25 protein-coding genes are annotated in these 22,752 nt (G+C 58.9%); 13 read left to right on the top strand and 12 right to left on the bottom strand.

Translation table 11 applies throughout. The annotated features are described in order from the left end of the window. Positions 1-186 precede the first annotated feature (186 nt). Together QF010_RS27240 and QF010_RS27235 are read left to right on the top strand one after the other, a co-directional pair. Positions 187-891: a FadR/GntR family transcriptional regulator gene (locus QF010_RS27240; protein ID WP_033054262.1), complete on the top strand. Its 705-nt coding sequence runs from the start codon at positions 187-189 to the stop codon at positions 889-891. Positions 892-916: 25 nt separating this feature from the next. After that, entirely contained in the window at positions 917-1,633 is a 717-nt protein-coding gene (locus QF010_RS27235) for a GntR family transcriptional regulator (protein WP_429534290.1), read from the top strand. Positions 1,634-1,751: 118 nt separating this feature from the next. Here QF010_RS27235 and yjiA read toward each other — a convergent pair whose 3' ends face one another. From yjiA to QF010_RS27220, 3 genes are all read right to left on the bottom strand, one after another. Then, positions 1,752-2,729, bottom strand: coding sequence for a GTPase (gene yjiA / locus QF010_RS27230; protein WP_429511861.1), 978 nt, complete (start codon positions 2,727-2,729; stop codon positions 1,752-1,754). Positions 2,730-2,819: 90 nt separating this feature from the next. Next, positions 2,820-3,017, bottom strand: a complete 198-nt coding sequence (locus tag QF010_RS27225) for a YbdD/YjiX family protein (protein ID WP_008154232.1) — start codon at positions 3,015-3,017, stop codon at positions 2,820-2,822. 14 nt (positions 3,018-3,031) lie between these two features. Continuing rightward, a complete protein-coding gene (locus QF010_RS27220) occupies positions 3,032-5,098 on the bottom strand; it encodes a carbon starvation CstA family protein (protein WP_033054259.1) in 2,067 nt (688 codons plus the stop codon). A 158-nt stretch (positions 5,099-5,256) separates the two neighbouring features. On the opposite strand from QF010_RS27220, the gene QF010_RS27215 reads away from it, so the two are divergent. Further along, positions 5,257-5,625 carry a PilZ domain-containing protein gene (locus tag QF010_RS27215; protein ID WP_429534289.1) on the top strand — a complete coding sequence of 123 codons (369 nt, stop codon included), beginning with the start codon at positions 5,257-5,259 and terminating at the stop codon, positions 5,623-5,625. Between the two features lie 131 nt (positions 5,626-5,756). Here the strand turns inward: QF010_RS27215 and radA are convergent, their stop codons facing one another. Beyond that, a complete protein-coding gene (gene radA / locus QF010_RS27210; RefSeq protein WP_429534288.1) occupies positions 5,757-7,124 on the bottom strand; it encodes a DNA repair protein RadA in 1,368 nt (455 codons plus the stop codon). Between the two features lie 561 nt (positions 7,125-7,685). On the opposite strand from radA, the gene mscL reads away from it, so the two are divergent. Then, positions 7,686-8,099: a large-conductance mechanosensitive channel protein MscL gene (mscL, locus tag QF010_RS27205; protein ID WP_033054255.1), complete on the top strand. Its 414-nt coding sequence runs from the start codon at positions 7,686-7,688 to the stop codon at positions 8,097-8,099. A 46-nt stretch (positions 8,100-8,145) separates the two neighbouring features. On the opposite strand, the gene QF010_RS27200 is transcribed toward mscL, so the two are convergent. Next, positions 8,146-8,922 (bottom strand): ferredoxin--NADP reductase, encoded by a 777-nt coding sequence (locus QF010_RS27200; protein ID WP_429534287.1) that lies wholly within the window; start codon positions 8,920-8,922, stop codon positions 8,146-8,148. A 344-nt stretch (positions 8,923-9,266) separates the two neighbouring features. Here QF010_RS27200 and QF010_RS27195 point away from each other — a divergent pair, with 344 nt between their 5' ends. Beyond that, positions 9,267-9,998: a helix-turn-helix transcriptional regulator gene (locus QF010_RS27195; protein ID WP_429534286.1), complete on the top strand. Its 732-nt coding sequence runs from the start codon at positions 9,267-9,269 to the stop codon at positions 9,996-9,998. Between the two features lie 175 nt (positions 9,999-10,173). Then, on the top strand, positions 10,174-11,298 hold the full coding sequence (locus tag QF010_RS27190) for a methyltransferase (protein ID WP_429534285.1): 1,125 nt from the start codon (positions 10,174-10,176) through the stop codon (positions 11,296-11,298). An 82-nt stretch (positions 11,299-11,380) separates the two neighbouring features. Here the strand turns inward: QF010_RS27190 and QF010_RS27185 are convergent, their stop codons facing one another. The 3 genes from QF010_RS27185 to QF010_RS27175 are packed head-to-tail and all read right to left on the bottom strand — an operon-like array spanning position 11,381 to position 14,059. After that, positions 11,381-11,551 carry a DUF2474 domain-containing protein gene (locus tag QF010_RS27185; protein WP_080932640.1) on the bottom strand — a complete coding sequence of 57 codons (171 nt, stop codon included), beginning with the start codon at positions 11,549-11,551 and terminating at the stop codon, positions 11,381-11,383. Positions 11,552-11,608: 57 nt separating this feature from the next. Continuing rightward, positions 11,609-12,616, bottom strand: coding sequence for a cytochrome d ubiquinol oxidase subunit II (cydB, locus tag QF010_RS27180; protein ID WP_008149156.1), 1,008 nt, complete (start codon positions 12,614-12,616; stop codon positions 11,609-11,611). Positions 12,617-12,619: 3 nt separating this feature from the next. Further along, positions 12,620-14,059: a cytochrome ubiquinol oxidase subunit I gene (locus QF010_RS27175; RefSeq protein ID WP_033054250.1), complete on the bottom strand. Its 1,440-nt coding sequence runs from the start codon at positions 14,057-14,059 to the stop codon at positions 12,620-12,622. 361 nt (positions 14,060-14,420) lie between these two features. Between QF010_RS27175 and QF010_RS27170 the strand changes: the two genes are divergently transcribed. From QF010_RS27170 to QF010_RS27160, 3 genes are all read left to right on the top strand, one after another. Next, positions 14,421-15,659, top strand: a complete 1,239-nt coding sequence (locus QF010_RS27170; protein ID WP_033054249.1) for an MFS transporter — start codon at positions 14,421-14,423, stop codon at positions 15,657-15,659. Positions 15,660-15,743: 84 nt separating this feature from the next. Further along, entirely contained in the window at positions 15,744-16,022 is a 279-nt protein-coding gene (locus QF010_RS27165) for a type II toxin-antitoxin system RelE/ParE family toxin (RefSeq protein WP_033054248.1), read from the top strand. Positions 16,023-16,035: 13 nt separating this feature from the next. After that, complete coding sequence (locus tag QF010_RS27160; protein ID WP_033054247.1) at positions 16,036-16,323, top strand: HigA family addiction module antitoxin; 288 nt, start codon at positions 16,036-16,038, stop codon at positions 16,321-16,323. A 6-nt stretch (positions 16,324-16,329) separates the two neighbouring features. Here QF010_RS27160 and QF010_RS27155 read toward each other — a convergent pair whose 3' ends face one another. Together QF010_RS27155 and QF010_RS27150 are read right to left on the bottom strand one after the other, a co-directional pair. Further along, positions 16,330-16,881 carry a DJ-1 family glyoxalase III gene (locus QF010_RS27155; RefSeq protein ID WP_033054246.1) on the bottom strand — a complete coding sequence of 184 codons (552 nt, stop codon included), beginning with the start codon at positions 16,879-16,881 and terminating at the stop codon, positions 16,330-16,332. 66 nt (positions 16,882-16,947) lie between these two features. Beyond that, positions 16,948-17,403, bottom strand: a complete 456-nt coding sequence (locus tag QF010_RS27150) for a DUF4879 domain-containing protein (protein WP_429511856.1) — start codon at positions 17,401-17,403, stop codon at positions 16,948-16,950. Positions 17,404-17,617: 214 nt separating this feature from the next. Here QF010_RS27150 and QF010_RS27145 point away from each other — a divergent pair, with 214 nt between their 5' ends. Continuing rightward, positions 17,618-18,913 carry an NCS2 family permease gene (locus QF010_RS27145; RefSeq protein ID WP_429534284.1) on the top strand — a complete coding sequence of 432 codons (1,296 nt, stop codon included), beginning with the start codon at positions 17,618-17,620 and terminating at the stop codon, positions 18,911-18,913. Next, the gene (trmA, locus tag QF010_RS27140; protein ID WP_429534283.1) at positions 18,910-19,989 is read left to right on the top strand and encodes a tRNA (uridine(54)-C5)-methyltransferase TrmA; all 1,080 of its coding nucleotides are present in this window, start codon (positions 18,910-18,912) and stop codon (positions 19,987-19,989) included. The genes QF010_RS27145 and trmA overlap by 4 nt, the downstream gene beginning before the upstream one ends. Positions 19,990-20,043: 54 nt before the next feature. On the opposite strand, the gene QF010_RS27135 is transcribed toward trmA, so the two are convergent. Both QF010_RS27135 and QF010_RS27130 read right to left on the bottom strand, forming a co-directional pair. Next, positions 20,044-20,490: a DUF2442 domain-containing protein gene (locus QF010_RS27135; RefSeq protein ID WP_033054242.1), complete on the bottom strand. Its 447-nt coding sequence runs from the start codon at positions 20,488-20,490 to the stop codon at positions 20,044-20,046. Continuing rightward, positions 20,487-20,915, bottom strand: coding sequence for a hypothetical protein (locus tag QF010_RS27130; protein ID WP_033054241.1), 429 nt, complete (start codon positions 20,913-20,915; stop codon positions 20,487-20,489). Before QF010_RS27130 ends, QF010_RS27135 begins: the two co-directional genes overlap by 4 nt. 338 nt (positions 20,916-21,253) lie before the next feature. Between QF010_RS27130 and QF010_RS27125 the strand changes: the two genes are divergently transcribed. Together QF010_RS27125 and aroQ are read left to right on the top strand one after the other, a co-directional pair. Beyond that, positions 21,254-22,165, top strand: a complete 912-nt coding sequence (locus QF010_RS27125) for a LysR family transcriptional regulator (protein WP_429511853.1) — start codon at positions 21,254-21,256, stop codon at positions 22,163-22,165. A gap of 141 nt (positions 22,166-22,306) precedes the next feature. Beyond that, positions 22,307-22,747: a type II 3-dehydroquinate dehydratase gene (aroQ, locus tag QF010_RS27120; protein ID WP_429534282.1), complete on the top strand. Its 441-nt coding sequence runs from the start codon at positions 22,307-22,309 to the stop codon at positions 22,745-22,747. Positions 22,748-22,752: the final 5 nt, after the last annotated feature.

Genomic DNA, 22,752 nt, shown 5'->3' with positions numbered 1-22,752 from the left:
GCCAACCAAATAAAACAAACACACCCACCACCCCGGGGTGGCCCCCCCCCCCGCCCCCGGGGTTTTAAACCCCCCCCCCCACAACCCCGGCCGGCCCCCCACACCCCCCTTAATTATTAAAACCCGCCGGCCCGCCCCCCGCCCCCCCACGGCCATCAATCGTTTTGGATGCTCATGGAGCGAACAGTGATCACCTCGTCGACCGTTGTGAATTCAGTAGTAGAAAAACTCCGGGCCGCTTTGGCCCGAGGTCAGTGGCGCTCGGGCGAGATGCTGCCGGGGCAGCGTGAGTTGGCCGAACAACTGGGCATCAGCCGCCCGAGCCTGCGTGAAGCCGTCATCGTGCTGGAAACCCTCGGGCTGGTGCGCTCCATGCCGGGTAAAGGCGTGGTGGTGCTGGAGGCCAATCTCAGCGACAGCCAAAGCCACGACAGCGCAGTCGCCGGTGCGAGCCTGGAAGATGTGCTGCAACTGCGCTACACGCTTGAACCGTTCATTGTCGGCCTGGTGGCGCAGTCGATCAGCAGCAAGGAAGTCGGGCAACTGCGCCTGACCCTGATGGACATGCGCGAAGCACTGGAAGCCAACGACAGCGAAGCCGGGGTGAACGCCTACATCGCGTTCCACGAAGAGCTGTTCACGCTGACCTCGAACCCGATTTTCCAGAGTGTGGTGCAACAGACCAGCAACGCCCTCAAGCAAAGCGCCGACGTGCTGCGCAACTCCCCGGAGCATTTGGCGGAGCGCCTTGAGGAGAACGAAGCCGTGGTGCGCGCTATTCGCAGCAAAAACAGCGCCCAGGCCAGCGCCGAAATGCGTCGGCACATCCTTCGGGAAGGTCAGCGGATGGGCATCGAATTGAATATCCCGGACGACAACCTCGGCAGTTGAGTCCGCTTCGAACTGGAGACAGGCCATGAACAGCTTCGCCTCACCGCAAACACTCACAGCCCTGCCCTTCCCGCGAACGAACACCGGGAAGCCGTCGGCGGATGATCTCTACTCACGGGTATTCGATGCCATTCTCGAACAGCGCATCGTCCCCGGCAGTCGCTTCACCGAAGAAAGCCTGGGCGACATGTTCGGGGTGAGCCGCAGCAGCATCCGCCAAGTACTGACGCGCCTGTCGCATCAGCAGATCATCATCCTTCGCACCCATCATCGTCCCCGCGTCGCCGCGACAGATGTCGAGCAGACTCGGCAGACACTTCACGCCCGGCGACTGACCGAGCTCACGCTGGTACGGCTGGCCTGTCAGCAGCCCCGCCCGCAAGACCTCAATCGTCTGCGCGACTTGATCGACAGTGAGCGTCGGTGTCTGGAGCGTGATCAGCGTGGCCCGGCGATTCGGTTGTCGGGGGAGTTTCATTTGCAGTTGGCCGAAATGGCGGGGAATGCACCTTTGGCGCATTTTCTTGGCAGCCTGGTGCCACTGACCTCACTGGCGATTGCGCAGTTTGATGCGCAGGCCGAGGGTTATTGCGTGTGGCAGGCGCATGAGGGGATTCTGGATGCGGTTGAGCGCGGGGATGCTCGAAAGGCTGAGACACTATTGAGCCGGCATCTGGATTATCTTGAGATGACATTGCTGAACGCTGGATCGGTTCCCAGCCCGAATCGTGCTGCCGGTTAGATCGCCATCGCGAGCAGGCTCGCTCCTACATTTGAAATGCATTCCCCTGTGGGAGCGACGGTGCGACGATTCGACCTGCTCGCGATGACGGCATCAGGTCCGCTGAGAATGTCGGGGCTTACTCCGCCGCTACCCGCGCAAACCCCTCGCGAATCTTCTCTTCCGGCAAATCATCGGCAATGAACACAATCACGCTTTCGCGCGTTTCATCGTCTGCCCACTCCGTGTCCCAATCGAATCCGTATAACTTCAACACGCCCTGAAACACCATGCGCCGCGGCTCGCCAAGGATGTTCAACACGCCTTTGTAGCGCAGCAATTGCTTGCCATGGTCTTCCAATAGTTCGTTCATGAACTCGCTGAGTTTGTCGATATCCAGCGGCTTGTCGGTGCGCAGCACCAGGCTGGAAATGCGGTCGATGGACGGCGCTTTGCTCACCGGGCGCAGGCTGACGCCGCCGCCCAGGTCGGCATTGAGATTGAAACCGCGCACGTCGAGCAATTCGGCTAGATCGATCTTGCCGTGCTCGACCACGCGGATCGGTGCGCGACGGTTGATGCGGGTCAGGCGCTCGCTCAGCGCGCTAAAGGTCGCCTCGTCCACCAGATCGCGTTTGCTCACCAGCAAGCGGTCGGCGAAACCGATCTGCGCCTGGGCGATGGTTTGAGTCAGGTGAGTGTCAGCGTGCGCCGCATCGACCAGGGTAATGATGCCATCGAGGATGTAGCGCTCGCGCAGCTCTTCATCGATGAAAAAGGTTTGGGCCACAGGTGCCGGGTCGGCCAGGCCGGTGCATTCGATCACCAGACGGTCGAAGGCGATTTCGCCGCTGTCCAGGCGTTCGAGCAGCAGGTACAACGCCTTGGTCAGGTCGGTGTGGATGGTGCAGCAGACGCAGCCGTTGGACAGCGTCATCACTTGCACCGGTTCGTCGCCCAACAGTTGGGTGTCGATACCGGCGTCGCTGAATTCGTTCTCGATCACGGCGATTTTCAGGCCGTGTTCGGCTTTGAGCAGGTAGCGCAACAGCGTGGTTTTTCCCGCGCCGAGAAAGCCACTGAGGATCGTGACGGGAATAGGTTGCAACTCGGTCATAAGGCTCCCGAACGTAGCTGATCGCAAAAATGAAAACGCGCCACGACTGGCGTGACGCGTTTTGTTCAAACGCTGTGATCCGTCAGCGGATCAACAGCACTTCGGCCCACCCTTGCCACCGTAACGAGCCTCTTGGCGTTCCCGGAAGAACATCTCGTAGGTCATCACCGGTTTGTCCGGGTGTTTGGTTTGCATATGCTCGACGTAATTGTCGTAGTCGGGCATGCCGACCATCAGGCGCGCGGCCTGACCGAGGTATTTACCGAGGCGACTCAGGTCATTGAACATGCTGCAATCCTCGATTACGCATCCGGCAGAGCCTGGAATGGCGCTTCTTTATCCGTACGTTCCTTGCTGCCCCAGGCGGAAATACCGACCTTGAGCGCATAGAACAGGATACTGAATACCACGAACAGGAACAGCGCGGTCAGCGTTGCGTTGGTGTAGGCGTTGAAGATCACGTGCTGCATCTGCGTAATGTCCTTGGCCGGCGCGAGAATCTGACCGTTGGCCAGCGCATCGCTGTACTTCTTGGCCAGCGACAGGAAGCCGATCGCCGGGTTGGCGTCGAACAGCTTGATGAAGCCGGCGGTGGTGGTGCAGATCAGCAGCCACACGGCAGGCAGCATGGTGACCCAGACATAACGCTGGCGCTTCATTTTGATCAGCACAACGGTGCCGAGCATCAGCGCGATACCGGCCAGCATCTGGTTGGAGATACCGAACAACGGCCACAAGGTGTTGATGCCACCCAGCGGATCGATCACGCCCTGATACAGCAACCAACCCCACATCGCCACGCAACCAGCGGTGGCGATCAGGTTGGCGGTCCAGGATTCGGTGCGTTTCAGCGCAGGCACGAAGGACCCGAGCAAGTCCTGCAGCATGAAACGGCCGGCACGGGTACCGGCGTCCACAGCCGTCAGGATGAACAGCGCTTCGAACAGGATCGCGAAGTGGTACCAGAATGCCATGGTGTTTTCACCCGGCAGGACACTGTGCAGGATCTGCGCGATACCGACCGCCAGGGTCGGCGCACCGCCGGCTCGGGCCAGGATGGTGGTTTCACCGATGTCCTTGGCCACCGCTTGCAGCGCTTCCGGGGTGATTGCAAAGCCCCAGCTGCTGACGGTTTGTGCCACGGCTACCACGTCACCGCCGACGACTGCCGCCGGGCTGTTCATGGCGAAGTACACGCCTGGTTCAATTACCGAAGCGGCGACCATGGCCATGATGGCGACGAAGGATTCCATCAACATGCCGCCGTAACCGATGTAACGAGCGTTGACCTCGTTATCCAGCAGTTTCGGCGTGGTGCCGGAGGAGATCAGCGCATGGAAACCCGAAACGGCGCCACAGGCAATGGTGATGAACAGGAACGGGAACAACCCGCCCTTCCACACCGGCCCGGTGCCGTCGATGAATTGGGTCAATGCCGGCATTTTCAGCTCGGGCATGGTGATCAGGATGCCGATCGCCAGCGCCACGATGGTGCCGATCTTCAGGAAGGTCGACAGGTAGTCACGCGGCGCCAGAATCAGCCAGACCGGTAACGAGGCGGCCACGAATCCATAGCCGACCAGCATCCACGTAATCTGCACGCCAGTGAAGCTGAACGCCTTGGCCCAGAACGGATCAGCGGCAATCTGCCCACCGAGCCAGATCGAACCGAGCAGCAACAGCACGCCGACCACGGAGATTTCACCGATGCGGCCCGGACGGATGTAGCGCATGTAGATGCCCATGAACATCGCGATCGGGATGGTCGCCATCACCGTGAAAATACCCCATGGGCTTTCGGCCAGGGCTTTCACGACGATCAGCGCCAGCACCGCGAGGATGATGATCATGATCAGGAAGCAGCCAAACAGCGCGATGGTGCCGGGGATGCGGCCCATTTCTTCACGGACCATGTCGCCCAGGGAGCGGCCGTTGCGGCGGGTGGACATGAACAGGACCATGAAGTCCTGAACGGCACCGGCCAGCACCACGCCGGCAATCAGCCACAGCGTACCGGGGAGGTAACCCATCTGCGCCGCCAGGACCGGACCGACCAGCGGCCCTGCGCCAGCGATGGCCGCGAAGTGGTGACCGAAGAGGATGTGTTTGTTGGTCGGCACGTAGTCCAGACCGTCATTGTTGAGCACGGCGGGGGTGGCCCGTCGCGGGTCGAGTTGCATCACGTTGTTAGCGATGAACAGACTGTAGTAACGATACGCAACCAGATAGATGGCCACGGCGGCGACCACAATCCACAAGGCGTTGATCGCCTCGCCTCGGCGCAATGCCACTACACCGAGGGCGCACGCCCCTACGATTGCCAGCAGCAGCCAGGGTAGGTGGCGTAGCAGGCCATTATTATTTTTCATTTTATGATTCCAGCCAGAGTGGACAAGAAAGACAGCCATCTCGAGTTTAGCGCTAACAGCCGCAAAGGCCATCCCCCGACATAGGTTGAGCCATCACTTTGCTGGCAGCCTTTGACAATGCGGGTCTATAGTCAGCGAACATTTACGAGGATTGCGCCATGAGCGAGCACACGACTGATCGCCGCCGCTTCAAACGTATTGCGTTCGATGCACGAACCGAGCTGAGCCAAGGTGAATTCGTCTGGCCGGTGAAGTTGATCGACCTGTCACTGAAGGGCCTGTTGATCGAAAAGCCCGAACCGTGGCTGGGGAATCGGGAGTGGCATTTCCTGGTCGATATTCATCTCAACGAGGACGTCGCCATCAAGATGGATGTGCAACTGACCCACGATGATCATCGTCAGCTCGGCTTCGTCTGCAAACACATCAGCCTGGAATCCATCGAACGCCTGCGACGGTTGGTTGAACTCAACCTGGGGGATCCCGAGGAACTGGAGCGCGAATTGGGCGCCCTGATCGAAATTTGATGACACGCTGCAAATCCCTGTGGGAGCGAGCTTGCTCGCGATAGCGGTTTTACATTCAACGATGATGTTGACTGATCGTCCGCTATCGCGAGCAAGCTCGCTCCCACAGGGTTTGTGTACTATCGGGCAGATTATTCGAACAATGCGTCGAGCGCCTGCTCCAATCGGGTCACCGCAATAATCTGCAACCCCGGCGGCGCTTCTTTAGGCGCATTGCCCTTGGGCACGATGGCACGCTTGAAGCCGTGCTTGGCGGCTTCTTTCAAGCGTTCCTGGCCGCTTGGCACCGGACGTACTTCGCCGGACAGACCGACCTCGCCGAACACCAACAGGTCATGAGGCAGTGGCCGGTTGCGCAAACTGGACATGACCGCCGCCATCAGCGCCAGATCGGAGGCCGTTTCCAGCACCTTCACCCCGCCAACCACGTTGAGAAACACATCCTGATCGTGGGTCGGAATGCCGCCGTGACGGTGCAGCACCGCCAGCAACATCGCCAGTCGATTCTGATCCAGCCCCAGCGTTACCCGACGTGGATTGGCCAGGTGACTGTCGTCCACCAGCGCCTGGACTTCGACCAGCATCGGCCGCGTCCCTTCCCACGTCGCCATGACCACACTGCCCGGCACTTCTTCCTGCGCACGGGTGAGAAAAATCGCCGAAGGGTTGGAGACTTCTTTCAGCCCCTTGTCTGTCATACCGAACACGCCCAGTTCGTTGACGGCACCGAAACGGTTTTTCACCGCCCGCAGCAAACGCAAGCGCCCATCGGATTCGCCTTCGAAATACAGCACCGTGTCGACCATGTGCTCCAGCACTCGCGGTCCGGCCAATGCACCTTCTTTCGTCACGTGACCGACCAGGAAAATAGCCGTGCCGCTCTGCTTGGCATAGCGCACCAGCAACGCCGCGCTTTCCCTGACCTGGGACACGCCGCCCGGTGCCGATTGCAGTTGCTCGGTGAAGATTGTCTGGATCGAGTCGATCACCATCACCTTGGGTTTTTCCTGCCGGGCGGTGGCGATGATGGTTTCGATGCAGGTTTCGGTCATCACCCGCAGTTGATCCTGAGGCAAACCGAGACGGCGCGCGCGCATGGCCACTTGCTGCTGGGATTCTTCGCCAGTGACGTACAGCGCCGGCATGACTTTCGCGAGGTTGCACAAGGTTTGCAGCAAAATGGTCGATTTGCCGATGCCCGGATCACCGCCGATCAGCACCACCGAGCCATCCACCAGGCCGCCACCCAACACCCGATCCAGCTCGCTGGACGCTGTGGAAAAGCGCGGAATCTCTTCGACGCTGACTTCGGCCAGGGTCTTGATCTGTGTCTGTTGACCGGTCCAGCCGGTGCGACCGCTGGGGGCTGCGGCACCACCGCTCTCCACCATGGTTTCGGTCAGGGTGTTCCAGGCCCCGCACTCACCGCACTGGCCAGCCCACTTGGGGAAGGTTGAGCCGCACTCGGTGCAGCCGTACATGCGCTTGGCCTTGGCCATCTGAACTCCCGGCAAAAACCGCGATGATAGCTCAGCTGGTGCGGATCAGCGCGGCGAAGTTACCGAGCGGATCTTCGGTAGCAACTTGTTCGGCCCCTGGAATATATTCACCGCATTACCAATCATAAAAACTTGTACAACTTCCCACCCCGACGTATCCAACCAAATACTAGTTATACCTAATGAAACAAAAATCGAAACCTGTACAAGTCTTAGCCATTTAAAACCCGAACGTACAACCCAACTATTAAGCCAACCCAATGGCAATATAATGGCCCTTTGAAACTTAGCACAGGTAATTTGTTTGAGGTGCGAGTCTTTACATCCTGAAAACCAAACATATAAAAACTTCATGTACCGCACATTGCCTTGCATCAACCCAGTGCGGGCGGAGGCCATAGTCCAAAGCGGCTCCCCCGAGCAGACTGATGGCCATTTCAGACTGATTACCGCTGAGAAGGTCGGTAGCCGGCAAGCTCTGTAAGCAGTTGTTTCGAGCAGGATGCATCCTGCTGATTTACACTGCATTCACCAACCTCATCTGTAACAAGGAAATAACCTATGGGCGTGATAAGTGAGTTCAAGGCCTTCGCGGTCAAAGGTAACGTGGTCGACATGGCCGTCGGTATCATCATCGGCGCCGCTTTCGGCAAGATCGTTTCATCGTTTGTCGGCGACGTGGTGATGCCGCCCATTGGCCTGCTGATCGGGGGGGTGGACTTCAGTGACCTGGCCGTCACGCTCAAGGCAGCCAACGGCGATATCCCGGCGGTAGTGCTCGCGTACGGCAAATTCATCCAGAGCCTGATTGACTTCATCATCGTCGCCTTCGCGATCTTCATGGGCGTCAAAGCCATCAACCGCCTGAAACGCGAAGAGGCCGTTGCGCCAACGCTGCCGCCGGTTCCGACCAAGGAAGAAGAGCTGCTGGAAGAGATCCGCGACCTGCTCAAGGCTCAGAACAATCGGCCCTGAATGCGGGAGTCAAACAAGAAACGGCGCCCTTGAGGCGCCGTTTCTTTTACCAGTAGTTTTCCACCGCCACTTGCCCGGGCCGTCGACTGAGGCTCAAGTGCATGTGGCGTTGTTTGAGCAATTTGCGCGTGTCATCGATCATCTGCGGATTGCCGCAGAGCATGACCCTTGAGTGCTCGGCCGTCAGCGCCAGGCCTGCCGCCCGCTCCAGCTCGCCATTTTCGATCAGCGCAGTGATCCGGCCGCTCAGCGCGCCAGGATGCTGCTCGCGGGTGACGGTGGTGATGAACTGCAGCTTGTGCGCAAACTCCGCTAAATAGTCGCGCAGGGCCAACCCGCTGACGAGGTCCTGATAAGCCAGTTCCCGGGCTTCGCGCACACTGTAGACCAGGATGATTCGTTCGAATTTCTCCCAGATCTCGAAGTCCTGCAGGATCGACAGAAACGGCGCCAGGCCGGTGCCTGTGGATAACAACCAGAGATCACGACCGTCGACAAAGCGATCCAGCGTCAGGTAACCAAAGGCCTGACGCTCGACCAGCAGCGTATCGCCGACTCCCAGCCGACTCAGCTCACTGGTGAACTCCCCGCCTGGCACCACAATGGAAAAGAATTCGAGGAACTCGTCATAGGGCGACGACACCATGGAATAGGCGCGCCATACGGTGCTGCCATCAGCCTTGGTAACGCCCAGCCGGGCGAATTGCCCTGCACGGAAACGAAAACCCGGATCCCGGGTGGTCCGCAGTGTGAACAGACTGGGGGTCAGCGACTGGACCTCGAGCAAGGTCTGGCGAGTGAATTTTTCTGCGCTGGCGGTCATGGGGTGCTCCATTCAACAGATAGCCACAGTGTCCCGCAAACCGGAGGGCTTAAACACCGCTGATTTGTAGTGGCTTTAGCCAGGGACTCATTCATATTAACTTCATAATACGACTTAACATTAACCACCCGGTTAACGCACAAATTCAAGGCTGATTAAGCAAACCCGACATTTCGTTATCTATACCAGTACTCCCTAACGTTAGAACCAGATACTTGCTTAAAAATCGCAAACAAAGCCAAAAAGTCTCACACAAATATAGGAAACGTCCTACACTCGGCTCGTGCCAGATCATTGGATCCAAAAAAGGCACCCCCATGTAATGCCACATCTGGAGATACACAATGGAGAGGTGGAAGGAATCACAACTCAATCAATTATCACGGGCAACGGAGATTGATATTGCCTACCGGATTTCACTGGGTTTCGCGAAAAATATAGGCTTTAAATTTTTTGCCTTTTCAACGACATATCAAACAAAAACTGACCACTTTAATACAATCCAGCTCAACAACTACCCTACGGACTGGAACATTGAATATGAACAAAAAAAATTCAGCGCAATAGACCCGGTAGTGGCTCACTGCAATCACTCCAGATTGCCTGTCCTTTGGAGCGAAGAACTTTTTTCCAAAACCCCATGCTTGTGGGATGCGCTTGAGAAACAAGGATTGCAGCACGGCTGGTCGCAATCGGTCCATGACGAGGACAGTGGTGTTTGCAGCATTCTGAGCCTGGCCAGAAGCCATTGCCCGATCACTGCGTTTGAGCTGTATGAAAACCTCGGTTTTTCAGTGTTCATCGGGCGCCACCTGCATACGTTGATCGCACAGACACTGCCCAGGAAATCGACCAAGCCACCCGTGCCGCATTTGTCCCCCCGCGAGATCGATGTATTGAAACTGGCGGCGGATGGCAAGACTGCCTATGAGAGTGCCAGAATCCTCAATCTCAGCGCACGCACAGTCAATTTTCATGTGCAAAGCGCGATTCTGAAACTGGGGGTCAATAACAAGATTTCCGCAGTCATCGCCGCCACCAGGGACGGTATTCTCAATAGCAGCGCGATACGCTGACCGAAAAAACCTGCAAGTAATCCAAAAGAAAAAAACGTACCATTTGCGGTCCTTCTTGAGTGTTGACGTGTGAGCCTTCACGACGCAGTACACTCGGACGGTCTCGCCCGCTACAACGCCCTTGGGCTGCGGGACACCTGTTGATGACCCCGTTGATTACCCAGAGCCCCGCCTCATGCCCTTGCTCGAAACACCCTTCGCCCGACTCGACCTGATCCGCCAGCCCGAACAGCAGAACGAACCGCTGCAGGCCTTTGACGCCGCAGACGAATACCTGCTCACCCATCTGGCTGACCAACAGCCCTCGGCCGACACTCGGGTTTTGGTGCTCAACGACAGCTTTGGCGCATTGGCCGCCAGCCTGGCGGGCAAGGTTCAAGTGACCAGCAGCGGCGACTCGTTCCTGGCCTTTCAGGGTCTGGAAAAAAATCTGATCCGTAACGGCCAGGCGTTTGATGCCGTGCCAAGCGTACCGGCCAGCGAAGCCTTTTCAGGCCCCTTTGACCGGGTACTGATCCGGGTCCCGAAAACCCTCGCCTTGCTGGAAGAACAACTGATTCGTTTGCAGGGTCAACTGGCGCCGGGGGCTCAGGTGATTGCTGCGGCGATGATCAAGCATTTACCCCGCGCCGCGGGCGACCTGCTGGAACGCTACATCGGGCCGGTGCAAGCCTCGTTGGCGGTGAAGAAGGCTCGGTTATTGTTCGCGACCGCTGAAGTCAAAGCGCCTGTCGTGTCTCCCTACCCGACCCGTTATCGACTCGACGCCCCTGAGATCGAACTGCTGAATCACGCCAATGTGTTCTGCCGCGAAGGGCTGGATATCGGCACGCGAGCGTTTTTGCCGCACCTGCCAACGAACCTCGGCTCAGCGCGGGTTGCCGACCTCGGTTGTGGCAACGGGGTGTTGGCCATCGCCAGCGCCCTGCAAAACCCCGAGGCCCACTACACGCTCGTGGACGAGTCGTACATGGCCGTGCAATCGGCAGCTGAAAACTGGCGCGCGGCGCTGGGTGACCGGGAAGTGGTCGTACGTGCCGGCGATGGTTTGGCGGGTCAGGAACCTCAGTCTCTGGACGTCGTACTGTGCAACCCTCCGTTTCACCAACAACAAGTCGTCGGCGACTTCCTGGCCTGGCGCATGTTCCAACAGGCCCGAGAGGCGCTGGTGGTAGGCGGCGCGTTGTACATCGTTGGCAACCGTCATCTGGGTTATCACAGCAAGCTCGCGCGGTTGTTCCGCGGTGTCGAGCAAGTGGCGGCCACGCCCAAGTTCGTGATCCTTAAAGCCCGAAAATAATCCCAGGCAAAAAAAACCCTCCAGCACAGGAGGGTTGTAAATCCGTGCCGCAAGGCAACGGGATGGGATCTGGTGCAAAAAATCAGTGGGTCGTCAGGCCCGCGGCATTCATGAACATGCGCATCAGGCTGGCCACGATGAACAGCGCCACAACGCTGCCGGCCCAGATCATCGCCAGCCAGCCGAGTCGCTGCCAGAGCGGCTTTTTCTCTGCTGCTTCGATTTCCTGCAAGGAATGTTTACCCGCCTTCATCGCAATCTCCTCTGAAGAAATGACGCAGGTATCAGCCCTGCGCCACTGTCGCGTGCTCTAGTGATAGCCATCTTCGTGGGTGACCTTGCCGCGGAACACGTAGTAGCTCCAGAAGGTGTAACCCAGGATGAACGGGATGATGAACAGCGTGCCCACCAGCATGAAGCCCTGGCTTTGCGGCGGTGCGGCGGCGTCCCAGATCGAGATCGACGGCGGCACGATGTTCGGCCACAGACTGATGCCCAGACCGCTGTAGCCGAGGAAGATCAGCACCAGCGTCAGCAGGAATGGCGTGTAGTGCGCATTGCGAGCCACCGCGCGGATCAGACCGTACATGGTCACCAGCACCAGAATCGGTACCGGCAGGAACCAGAACAGGTTCGGCAGGGTGAACCAGCGAGCGGCAATCTCGGCGTGGGCCAGCGGGGTCCAGATGCTGACGATACCGATCACCGCCAACACCACGAAAGCCAGTGGCCGAGCCAGGTCATGCATCTGCTCCTGCAACTTGCCTTCGGTCTTCATGATCAGCCAGGTGCAACCAAGCAGCGCATAAGCCACCACCAGCGCCACGCCGCAGAACAGGGTGAACGGCGTCAACCAGTCCAGTGAGCCCCCGGCAAATTGGCGATTGACCACCGGCAACCCATCGATAAATGCCCCCAGCGCTACGCCCTGGAAGAACGTCGCGGCAATCGAACCACCGATGAACGCCTTGTCCCAGAGATGGCGCTTGTCGTCCCTGGCCTTGAAGCGGAACTCGAACGCCACGCCCCGGAAGATCAGCCCGATCAGCATGAAAATCAGCGGCAGGTACAACGCCGAGAGCACCACCGAATAGGCCAGCGGAAAGGCCCCGAACAACGCTGCGCCGCCCAGCACCAGCCAGGTTTCGTTACCGTCCCAGACCGGCGCGACGGTGTTCATCATCACGTCACGATCGGTCTTGCCCGGAATGAACGGGAAGAGAATCCCGATCCCCAAATCGAAACCGTCCATGACCACGTACATCATGATGCCGAAGATGATGATCACGGCCCAGATCAGCGGAAGATCAATACCCATGAGTCAAATCTCCTTGGTCAGGCTGGGGCTGTGGTCGCTGTCACCGTTGTCATCGGCGGCGGACAGCGGACGGGCCGGCGTGCGTTTCTGGCCAGGACCACCATCGTTGGTTTCCTTGCCTTCGTCGATCTTCGGCCCTTTGCGCACCAGGCGCATCATGTAGCCCAGGCCGGCACCGAACAGCGCGAAATAGACCACGACGAACATGATCAACGTGATGCTCATCTGCATGAAGCTGTGATTGGAGGACGCATCCGCCGTGCGCATCAGGCCATAGACCACCCAAGGCTGACGGCCGATTTCAGTGGTGAACCAACCGGCGAGGATCGCGATCAGGCCAGACGGTCCCATCCACAACGCCAGGTACAGGAACGGCCGCGAGGTATAGAGCTTGTCGCGTTTACGCAGCCACAGGCTCCACAAACCGGTGAAGATCATCAGCATGCCCAGACCCACCATGATCCGGAACGACCAGAACACGATGGTCGAATTCGGCCGGTCTTCAGGCGGGAACTCCTTGAGCGCCGGGACCTGTTTGTCCAGCGAGTGCGTGAGGATCAGGCTGCCCAGATACGGGATCTCTACCGCGAATTTGGTCCGCTCTTCTTTCATGTCCGGCCAGCCGAACAGGATCAGCGGGGTCGGCTCATCGCCGTGGTTTTCCCAATGACCTTCGATCGCGGCGATTTTCGCCGGCTGATGCTCGAGCGTGTTGAGGCCGTGGAAGTCACCGATGACCGCTTGAATCGGCGCCACGATCAAGGCCATCCACATGGCCATCGAGAGCATGGTGCGGATCGCCGGGTTGTCCTTGCCGCGCAGCAAGTGCCAGGCCGCCGAGGAACCGACGAAGAAGGCGGTCGCGACGAACGCTGCCGTCGCCATGTGCATCAGGCGGTACGGGAACGACGGGTTGAAGATTACCGCCAGCCAGTCCACCGGAATCACCTGGCCATTGACGATTTCGTAGCCTTGCGGCGTCTGCATCCAGCTGTTGGAAGCGAGAATCCAGAAGGTCGAGATCAAGGTGCCGATGGCGACCATGACCGTGGCAAAGAAGTGCAGATTGCGCCCGACCTTGTTCCAGCCGAACAGCATGACACCGAGGAAACCGGCTTCGAGGAAGAAGGCGGTGAGTACTTCGTACGTCAGCAGCGGCCCGGTCACGGAGCCGGCGAAGTCCGAGAAGCGGCTCCAGTTGGTGCCGAACTGATAGGCCATGACGAGCCCGGAGACCACGCCCATGCCGAAGTTGACGGCAAAGATCTTCGACCAGAAGTGGTACAGATCGCGGTACGTGTCGTTATGGGTTTTCAGCCACAGGCCTTCGAGCACCGCCAGGTAACTCGCCAGGCCAATGGTGATGGCGGGAAATAGAATGTGAAACGAAATGGTGAACGCGAACTGCATCCGGGCGAGATCAAGTGCCTCCAAACCGAACATAAGTCTTCCTCTGTCAGGTAATACCGGCTGAAGGCTTCTGGCCTACACCCACTGCCCCCACGGATATGGAGTGTGGCGAATTTGAATTCGTTCTTTTTTTACAAACATCACAACGTAGGGAGTCTGGCCATCTGGCCGCCGGATCAATTCCACGAGCGGTCTTGATCTGGATCAAGCAACGTTAAAAGAGTAGTCCCATTTTTGACGATGGACGGTGTGGTCTTTTGCCGCGTGACAGGTTGCCTCACCGATGGGGGCCAGGCATATCGGTGTCTAGCTAACGAAATTTCCCAGCCCTGCAACTTCTGGTTACAGCTTGGTGATAATCTCGACCCTCCCATCGCTCAAGACCGGCCCTCAGATGCCCAGCCAAGCGCCCTTGCTGTTACGTCATCACCGCCCATTTATCGCGTTCTGGCTGGCTCGGGTGTTTACCGCCAGCGGCTTTCAGATGCTCACGGTGGCCATTGGCTGGAACCTCTACCAACTGACCGGCAATGTGCTCGATCTGGGCCTGGTCGGTCTGGTGGAGTTCGCCCCGCGGGTGCTGTTCATGCTGCACACAGGGCATGTCGCGGACCGTTATGACCGGCGCAAGGTGGCGGCAATCTGTCAGTCCCTGCAAGCGTTGATCGCCCTGTCGCTGGCCATCGGTAGCGCGACCGACAATGTCACCCGGGAGATGATCTTCATCCTCGCGTTCCTGCTCGGTGCCGCCCGCTCCTTCGAAATGCCGACCACTCAGGCCCTGTTGCCGAGCATCGTGCCCAGCGCGCTGTTCCCCCGCGCCGTCGCCGCCGCCCAATCCGCACAGCAATCGGCGACTATCGTTGCCCCGGCCCTCGGTGGGTTGCTTTACGCCTTCGGCAGCGTCTGGGTCTATGGCCCGACAGTGATCCTCTACCTCATCGCCTGCATGCTGATGCTCAACCTGCCTGCACGGCAGACACCGCTGAACAAGGGCAAGGCAACCCTGGATTCGCTGTTGGCGGGCATCCGCTTCATTCGTAGTCGTCCGGACATTCTCGGGGCGATTTCTCTGGATTTGTTTGCGGTATTGCTCGGTGGTGCGACGGCGTTGCTGCCGGTGTTCGCCAAGGACATCCTGCTGACCGGCCCTTGGGGCCTTGGCCTGCTGCGCTCGGCGCCGGCAGTCGGTGCGCTGCTGATGTCGCTGTACCTGGCGAGATTTGCCGTGGAGCGCAAAGTCGGACGGGTCATGTTTACCGCAGTGGGTGTATTCGGCGTCGCGACCATTGCGTTCGGCCTGTCGACCTCGTTCTGGTTTTCCCTGGCGGTGTTGGTGGTGTTGGGCGCGGCGGACATGATCAGCATGGTGATCCGCGCCTCCTTCGTGCAACTGGAAACCCCGGATGAAATGCGCGGCCGGGTCAGTGCCGTGAACGGTTTGTTCATCGGCGCCTCGAACCAGTTGGGCGAGTTTGAATCCGGCTTGACCGCCCACTGGTTCGGCACTGTGCCAGCGGTGGTCATGGGCGGTATTGGCACATTGGTGGTGACCGGGGCGTGGATCAAACTGTTCCCGACCCTGGCTAACCGCGACCGCATGCATGTGTCGGTGGAAGAAGTGAAGGTATAGAGCAGTTGCCAATCACACTTTTGCCGAGCGGGTGCAATACATAGATAGGGCAGCTGGTGTAATGTATCGCCTTACACTTGTCCCATGATCAAATCCTTTCAGCACAAAGGCCTTCGTGGCTTCTATGAAACAGGTTCGACTCGTGGGATCCGCGCAGACCATGCGAAGCGTCTGTCTCGAATGCTTCAGTTCATGGACCGCGCCATGCTACCTGGCGATCTGGACCTCCCGGGATGGCGATTGCACCCACTCAAGGGAGAGTTGACCGAATATTGGTCACTGAGCGTTTCGGGGAACTGGCGAGTTATTTTTCGTTTTATCGGTTCAGACATCGAACTGGTCGACTATCTGGACTACCACTGACAGGAGGCAGGACATGCCCATGCACAACCCGCCACACCCTGGCGAAACCCTTTTGATGGATGTATTGCCTGAACTTGGCATCACCGTCACAGAGCTGGCTCGGCACCTGCGATTTGCGCGCCCGCATCTATCGCGAGTGCTGCATGGCCACGCGCCGATCAGTCCTGATTTGGCGGTACGCCTGGAGCGGGCTGGAATTGGCAAGGCCAGAATGTGGCTAGGTATTCAGACCGACTACGATCTTTGGCAAGCGGAGCATCGTGAGCAACCGGTCATCGAACCCATTGCCGTCCACGCCTGACACTCTCTAAACCACCAACTCCCCCGCCACCGCCGCTCGCCTGGCTTTGCCGCAGAGTTGTTCCACCAGCGTCAGGGCGAATTGCAATGCCGCCCCTGAACCTTGGGCAGTGATGCAGTTGCCATCGACCACCACCGGTTGATCGACGAAAGTGCAGCCCGACAGTTGATGGCTGGCCGATGGCAGGCAGGTCATGCGCCGCTGACGCAGTACGCCAAAGGCTTGCAGCGCCAGCGCCGGGGCCTCGGCGATGCCGGCGAACAGGCGTCCGGCCGCCGCCTGATCCTTGATCAATTGTTGCAGGGGTTGATGCGCCGCCAGATGTTGCGCCCCCACGGCACCGCCGGGCAGGACGATCAGATCGAACGGCTGGGCCAGCATATCCACCAGCATCGCATCGGACGTCACTCGGGTGCCGCGCGCGCAGGTGAGCATGCGCCGCCCCTCGATGCTGGCCACCACCACTTCGACCTTGGCACGGCGCAGCACATCGATCAGGGTCACTGCTTGCAGGTCATCGATGCCCTCGGCGAGGGTAATCAGAGCTCTAAAGGTCATGGGCGCAGTCCACTGGATGATCTTTAAAGCGTAGTCAGCTTTCCTGCCCCTTGTTCGAGCCGGCCGTTACTTGATGTAAAGCTGCGTCGACAGCGTATTGCCGGGCGAGTTGATCGACGTGTTGCTGAAGGTGAACGTGCCTTCCTGTTTACCCGCCAGATCGAAGACATACAGATAGCCGACGGTTTTTTTCCCGACAGTGCAATCGGTCAGATTGCCGTTATCAAAAGCACAGACCGGGGTCCGGGTGCCGTTCATTTCAAAACCATCCAGCGCGACATGCGCGCTACGACCGTAACCGACTTCCAGCACGTAGACCTTGATGTTCGGTCCACTGTGATTGCAGCGGGTTTGCTCTTGCCCTTGGGCAATGTCTTCAAAGCCGCAGCCCGGCGACTCGACCTTGAGTACCTTCACCTGACTCAGCGGGGCCGCCGATGCAGCCGAGGCGGTGTGTGCCCCCAGGAAAAAGGCGATCGCCATTGCGAATACGGCAATCAGACGTTTATTCATGCAATACATAAGTACCCCCAAGACCAGCGCGCAGTATGGCGCACTTGGCTTTACCGCAAAACATCGACGACGATCGCAGCCATAAGCAGCCATAGCCCCACGCTGCTGGTATGATGCGCGGCTTTTTCCGACCCACAGAAAATTACCAGGCGCCAGCAGCGGTCTGTGCTTTGCTGTTGAGGTCGATACATTCACGGCGCCTGGCGCGCCACGGGGAGCAGACATGCTGGAAAGGCTGTTTCAACTCAAGGCACACAACACCAACGTGCGGACCGAAATTCTGGCGGGCTTCACGACCTTTTTGGCCATGGCCTACATTCTGTTCGTCAACCCGAGCATCCTCGGCGAGACCGGCATGGACAAGGGCGCGGTGTTCGTCGCCACGTGTCTGGCAGCCGCCTTCGGCTCCACGGTGATGGGCCTGATAGCCAACTACCCGATCGCTCTCGCGCCGGGCATGGGCTTGAATGCCTTCTTTACCTACACCGTGGTCCTGCACATGGGCCACACCTGGCAAGTGGCGCTGGGTGCGGTGTTCATCTCCGCCGTGTGCTTCTTCCTGCTGTCGATCTTCCGCATCCGCGAATGGATCATCAATAGCATCCCGCTGCCGCTACGTTCGGCGATTGCCGCCGGTATCGGCCTGTTCCTGGCGCTGATCGCTCTGCATAACGCGGGCATCGTGGTCAGCAACCCGGCCACGATGGTCGGCCTCGGCGATTTGAAACAACCGGCCCCGATCCTTGCGACCCTCGGCTTTGCCCTGATCGTGGCGCTCGAAGCGCTTAAAGTGCGCGGCGCGGTACTGATCGGCATTCTGGCAGTGACCATCGTTTCGATCGTGATGGGCTTCACCCCGTTCGGCGGCGTCATGTCGATGCCACCGTCCCTGGCCCCGACCTTCCTGCAGCTGGACATCAAGGGCGCCCTGGACATTGGTCTGGTCAGCGTGATCTTCGCGTTCCTGTTCGTCGACCTGTTCGACAACTCCGGCACCCTGATCGGCGTCGCCAAGCGCGCCGGCCTGATGGGCAAGGATGGCCACATGCCGAAAATGGGTCGCGCCCTGATCGCCGACAGTACCGCGGCCATGGCCGGTTCGCTGCTGGGCACTTCGACCACCACCAGCTACATCGAATCCGCAGCCGGCGTGAGTGCCGGCGGCCGCACCGGCCTGACCGCTGTTGTCGTGGCGATTCTGTTCCTGTTGGCGCTGTTCTTCTCGCCATTGGCGGCCAGCGTTCCACCCTTTGCTACCGCACCTGCACTGCTGTTCGTCGCGGTATTGATGACATCCGGCCTGGCCGAAATAGACTGGGACGACATCACCGTCGCCGCACCGGTCGTGGTCACTGCTCTGGCCATGCCGTTCACTTATTCCATCGCCAACGGCATCGCCTTCGGTTTCATCTCCTGGACCGCGATCAAGTTGCTGTCCGGCCGCGGCCGTGAGCTCAACTCGGCACTGGTGATTCTGTCGATTCTGTTCGTGATCAAGTTGGGTTGGTTCAACGCATGACTTTTGATTCCAAGGCTTACGCCGTTCAGCTCGAAGAGAAGGTCACGCGCCTGCGTGACCTGTTGGCCCCGTTCGGTGCGCCAGAACCTGCGGTGTTCGACTCGCCGCTGAAAAACTTCCGCCTGCGCGCCGAATTCCGCCTGTGGCGCGAAGCCGGTGAGCGTCACTACGCGATGTTTTCCCAGGAAGACAAACGCACGCCGATCCTGATCGAAGAGTTCCCGATCGCCAGCCTGCGCATCAACGAGTTGATGCCGCAGCTGAAATCGGCATGGAAAGCCAGTGCAGCCCTGAGCCACAAGCTGTTTCAGGTGGAGTTCCTGACCACCCTGGCAGGCGATGCGATGATCACGCTGTGCTATCACCGCCCGCTGGACGAGCACTGGCACGCGGCGGCGTCGAAACTGGCAGCCGACTTGAACGTCAGCATCATCGGCCGCTCCAAGGGCAAACGCGAAGTGATCGGTCACGATTACGTGGTCGAGCAGATGGACGTCGGCGGTCGCACCTTCAGCTATCGCCAGCCGGAAGGCGCGTTCACCCAGCCCAACGGCACCGTGAACCAGAAGATGCTCAACTGGGCTTACGACTCACTCGGTGATCGCTCCGACGATTTACTGGAGCTGTATTGCGGCAACGGCAACTTCACCTTGCCGCTCGCGACGCGCGTACGCAAAGTGCTGGCCACTGAAATCAGCAAGGCGTCGGTCAATGCCGCGTTGAGCAATCTCAGCGAAAACGCTGTGGAAAACGTCATCCTGGTGCGCTTGTCTGCCGAGGAGCTGACCGAAGCCCTGAACGAGGTTCGTCCTTTCCGTCGTCTGCACGGTATCGATCTGAAGAGCTACGAGTTCGGTAGCGTCTTCGTCGATCCGCCTCGCGCCGGCATGGATCCGGACACCTGCGAACTGACCCGTCGCTTCGACAACATCCTCTACATTTCCTGCAACCCTGAAACCCTGGCGGCCAACATCGCCCAGTTGCACGACACCCATCGCATCACCCGATGCGCAATGTTCGACCAGTTCCCGTGGACCCATCACATGGAATCCGGGGTGTTGTTGACCCGGCGGTAATTGCCAGTACCCGATACAAATCAGCCGTCATCACGACGGCTTTTTTGTGGGTGTTCAATCGGTGGCATCTGTCTTGCGCGGACGCCCGCCCTTGCGGCCATTCACCCGCGCAGCCTCGGCTTTGGCGGCGCTGCTTTGGCGACCATTGCGCGAGGCGATGACCGAGGCGGCCATGTCCATCAGCGGCTTGCTAGCCGAAATCATCCCGGCGATGGAAACGTGCAGATTCTTGCCCTCGTGGCAGAGCGCAGTCCCGGAAAAGCCGACTTTCAGGTCTGCGAAATCCTCGACCTCGAAATCATCAAATTCCGGATAGTGCTGCACGGGCAACAGCACGCCACTGCCATCAATGAAACTGACCGCCAGACACGGTTCTACATAAGCCACCGAAGTCACCCGCAAACCGCTTTTGTGGCGCACTTGCCCACGCTGGATGGCTTCATCCAGCACCGTATCGGTCACGGGCCGATCGACCAGCATGCCTGCCTGTATCGTTTTCATAGCTGGATCTCCACGCCCTCTGGAACGCCGATCAGCGCCAGCAGGGTCTTGTTCGTCTCGGGTTCATAGCAAGCCGAGCCAATCATCCAGGTCGTACTCGCAATCCTTTTTACCACCACAACTTCGCTGGACTGCCAGTCCCATATCTGATGATCGAGACAGACCGTGTTCAGCTTGTCCCACCAGATGGTACGAGCACGCCGCAAGTGGACCGGTTGTCGCAGCGCATGACGCAATCCTTCCAGCACGGCAACAGGTGGCCGGTTTGAATGAGGAACCACGTCCCACAACTCGACACTGTTATGCCAGAAGCTGAATTTGAAGCGCGCACTCCAGCTCCCGGCGTCCACATGCGCGTGCGGCGGACAGTGTTCATCACGCAACATGATCACCATTGAAAACCCTTTGTAGCTGAACAATCTCATGCTAACCCATCCGTTAGGTTAATGAGTCCAAAGACTCGACATTCCCTGGAAAATCCGACAATTGGCTCTTCGCTAAACCGTCATCACGACTCTGAGACTAGCGCCAAGCCTCGCCTCGGACCGGTGGATAACCGCGCAAAATGGTAAGCAATCCTTTCCTCGATCCCAAAAAAAGCCGTCACGAGGACGGCTTTCCTGGTTTTCTACACAATCACTGAGGCTGATTTTTTCGGTACTCGGTCGTGGTCATTCCGGCGTAACCCCAATTATCGGTGTCGACTTAATTCATCTACAGTGGCGGAATTCAGTCCTTCATTTGATCCCTGGTGTAATCAATCATGCAGCGACAATTCGACGATCTTCAGCTGGGCAGCATCGAACTGTTTTGTCTGGCGGCCGAAGCCGGCAGTTTTACCGCCGCCGCGCTGGTGGCTGGCGTGACGCCCGCCGCCGTGAGCCGCTCGGTGTCGCGCATGGAGGAACGGCTGGGCGTGCGGTTGTTCGCCCGCACCACCCGCAGCGTCAAACTGAGCGACAGTGGTCGGCGGTATTACGAGGAATGTCGCCAGGCGCTGGCGCAATTGGTCGAGGCCCAGCGTGAGGTCATGGGTCAGCAGCAACAGCCTTCCGGCACCTTGCGTATCAGCATACCCACCACCTATGCCCATCACCGGATTCTGCCGTTGTTGCCGGCTTTTCGGGCACGCTTTCCAGCGGTGAAGGTTGAGTCGCACATCAGCAATCGCAACATCGATTTCGTCGGTGAAGGCTATGACATGGCGATCCGCGTGCGGGCGATTCCGGATTCCGGCCTGATTGCCCGACAGTTGGAAGACGCCGCGCTGGTAATGATTGCCAGTCCTGACTACCTCAAGCACGCGGGCACTCCACAAACGCTGGATGATCTTAAACAGCACGAGTGCATCCAGTACGAATTGCCCAGCAGCGGTAGGCGGATTGCCTGGCTGTTCAACGACAACGGCGTGCACCGGGAGATTCTCGCCGAGGGCAATCTCAGTTGTTCCGACGACGTACTGGGCGGCGTGACCCTGGCCAAACATGGCGCGGGACTGTTTCAGACCTATCGCTTTATCGTCGAAAACGAATTGGCCGATGGCTCGCTGGTGGAAGTGCTCAAGCCATATGGCGGACGCTCGCGACCGTTCACCCTGCTCTACCCGCAAACTCGCCATATGCCGTTGCGATTGAGGGCGTTCATCGATTTCCTGGTGGAGCATCTGCCCCGCTGAAAAACCAAAACCGTCCGATCACCGCACACATTAACCCCGAGACTCGCCTCTTCAATTGACCAAATTAACCATCTAGTACATTTTATCTCCACAGGCTGAAACCCTCGGCCAATGCCAAAAACAATAAGTGGAGAGACCCCGATGCCCCCTATCGTTCTGGTGCTCAACGGCCCGAATCTGAACCTGCTCGGCACCCGTGAACCGGCGACTTACGGCCACGAAACCCTGGCCGACATCTCAGCGTTGTGCGGTCGTGCCGCCGAAGAGTTCGGCCTGGCGGTGGAGTTTCGCCAGACCAATCATGAAGGCGAACTGCTCGACTGGATTCACGCCGCGCGCGGCCGTTGCGCCGGGATCGTCATCAACCCGGCCGCCTGGACCCACACCTCGGTCGCGATCCGCGATGCCCTGGTCGCCAGCGAATTGCCGGTGATCGAAGTCCACCTGTCCAACGTTCATGCTCGCGAGCCCTTCCGCCACCACTCTTTTGTGTCGGCCATCGCCACGGCGGTGACGGCCGGTTTCGGCAGCCACGGCTATCGCCTGGCGCTGGAGCATTTCAGCCAACGTTTGAAGGGGTGAACGCC

The sequence above is a fragment of the Pseudomonas silensiensis genome (genome assembly GCF_050434865.1).
Lineage (GTDB): Bacteria > Pseudomonadota > Gammaproteobacteria > Pseudomonadales > Pseudomonadaceae > Aquipseudomonas > Aquipseudomonas fluorescens_W.
This window is presented reverse-complemented; position numbering and strand designations above follow the sequence as displayed.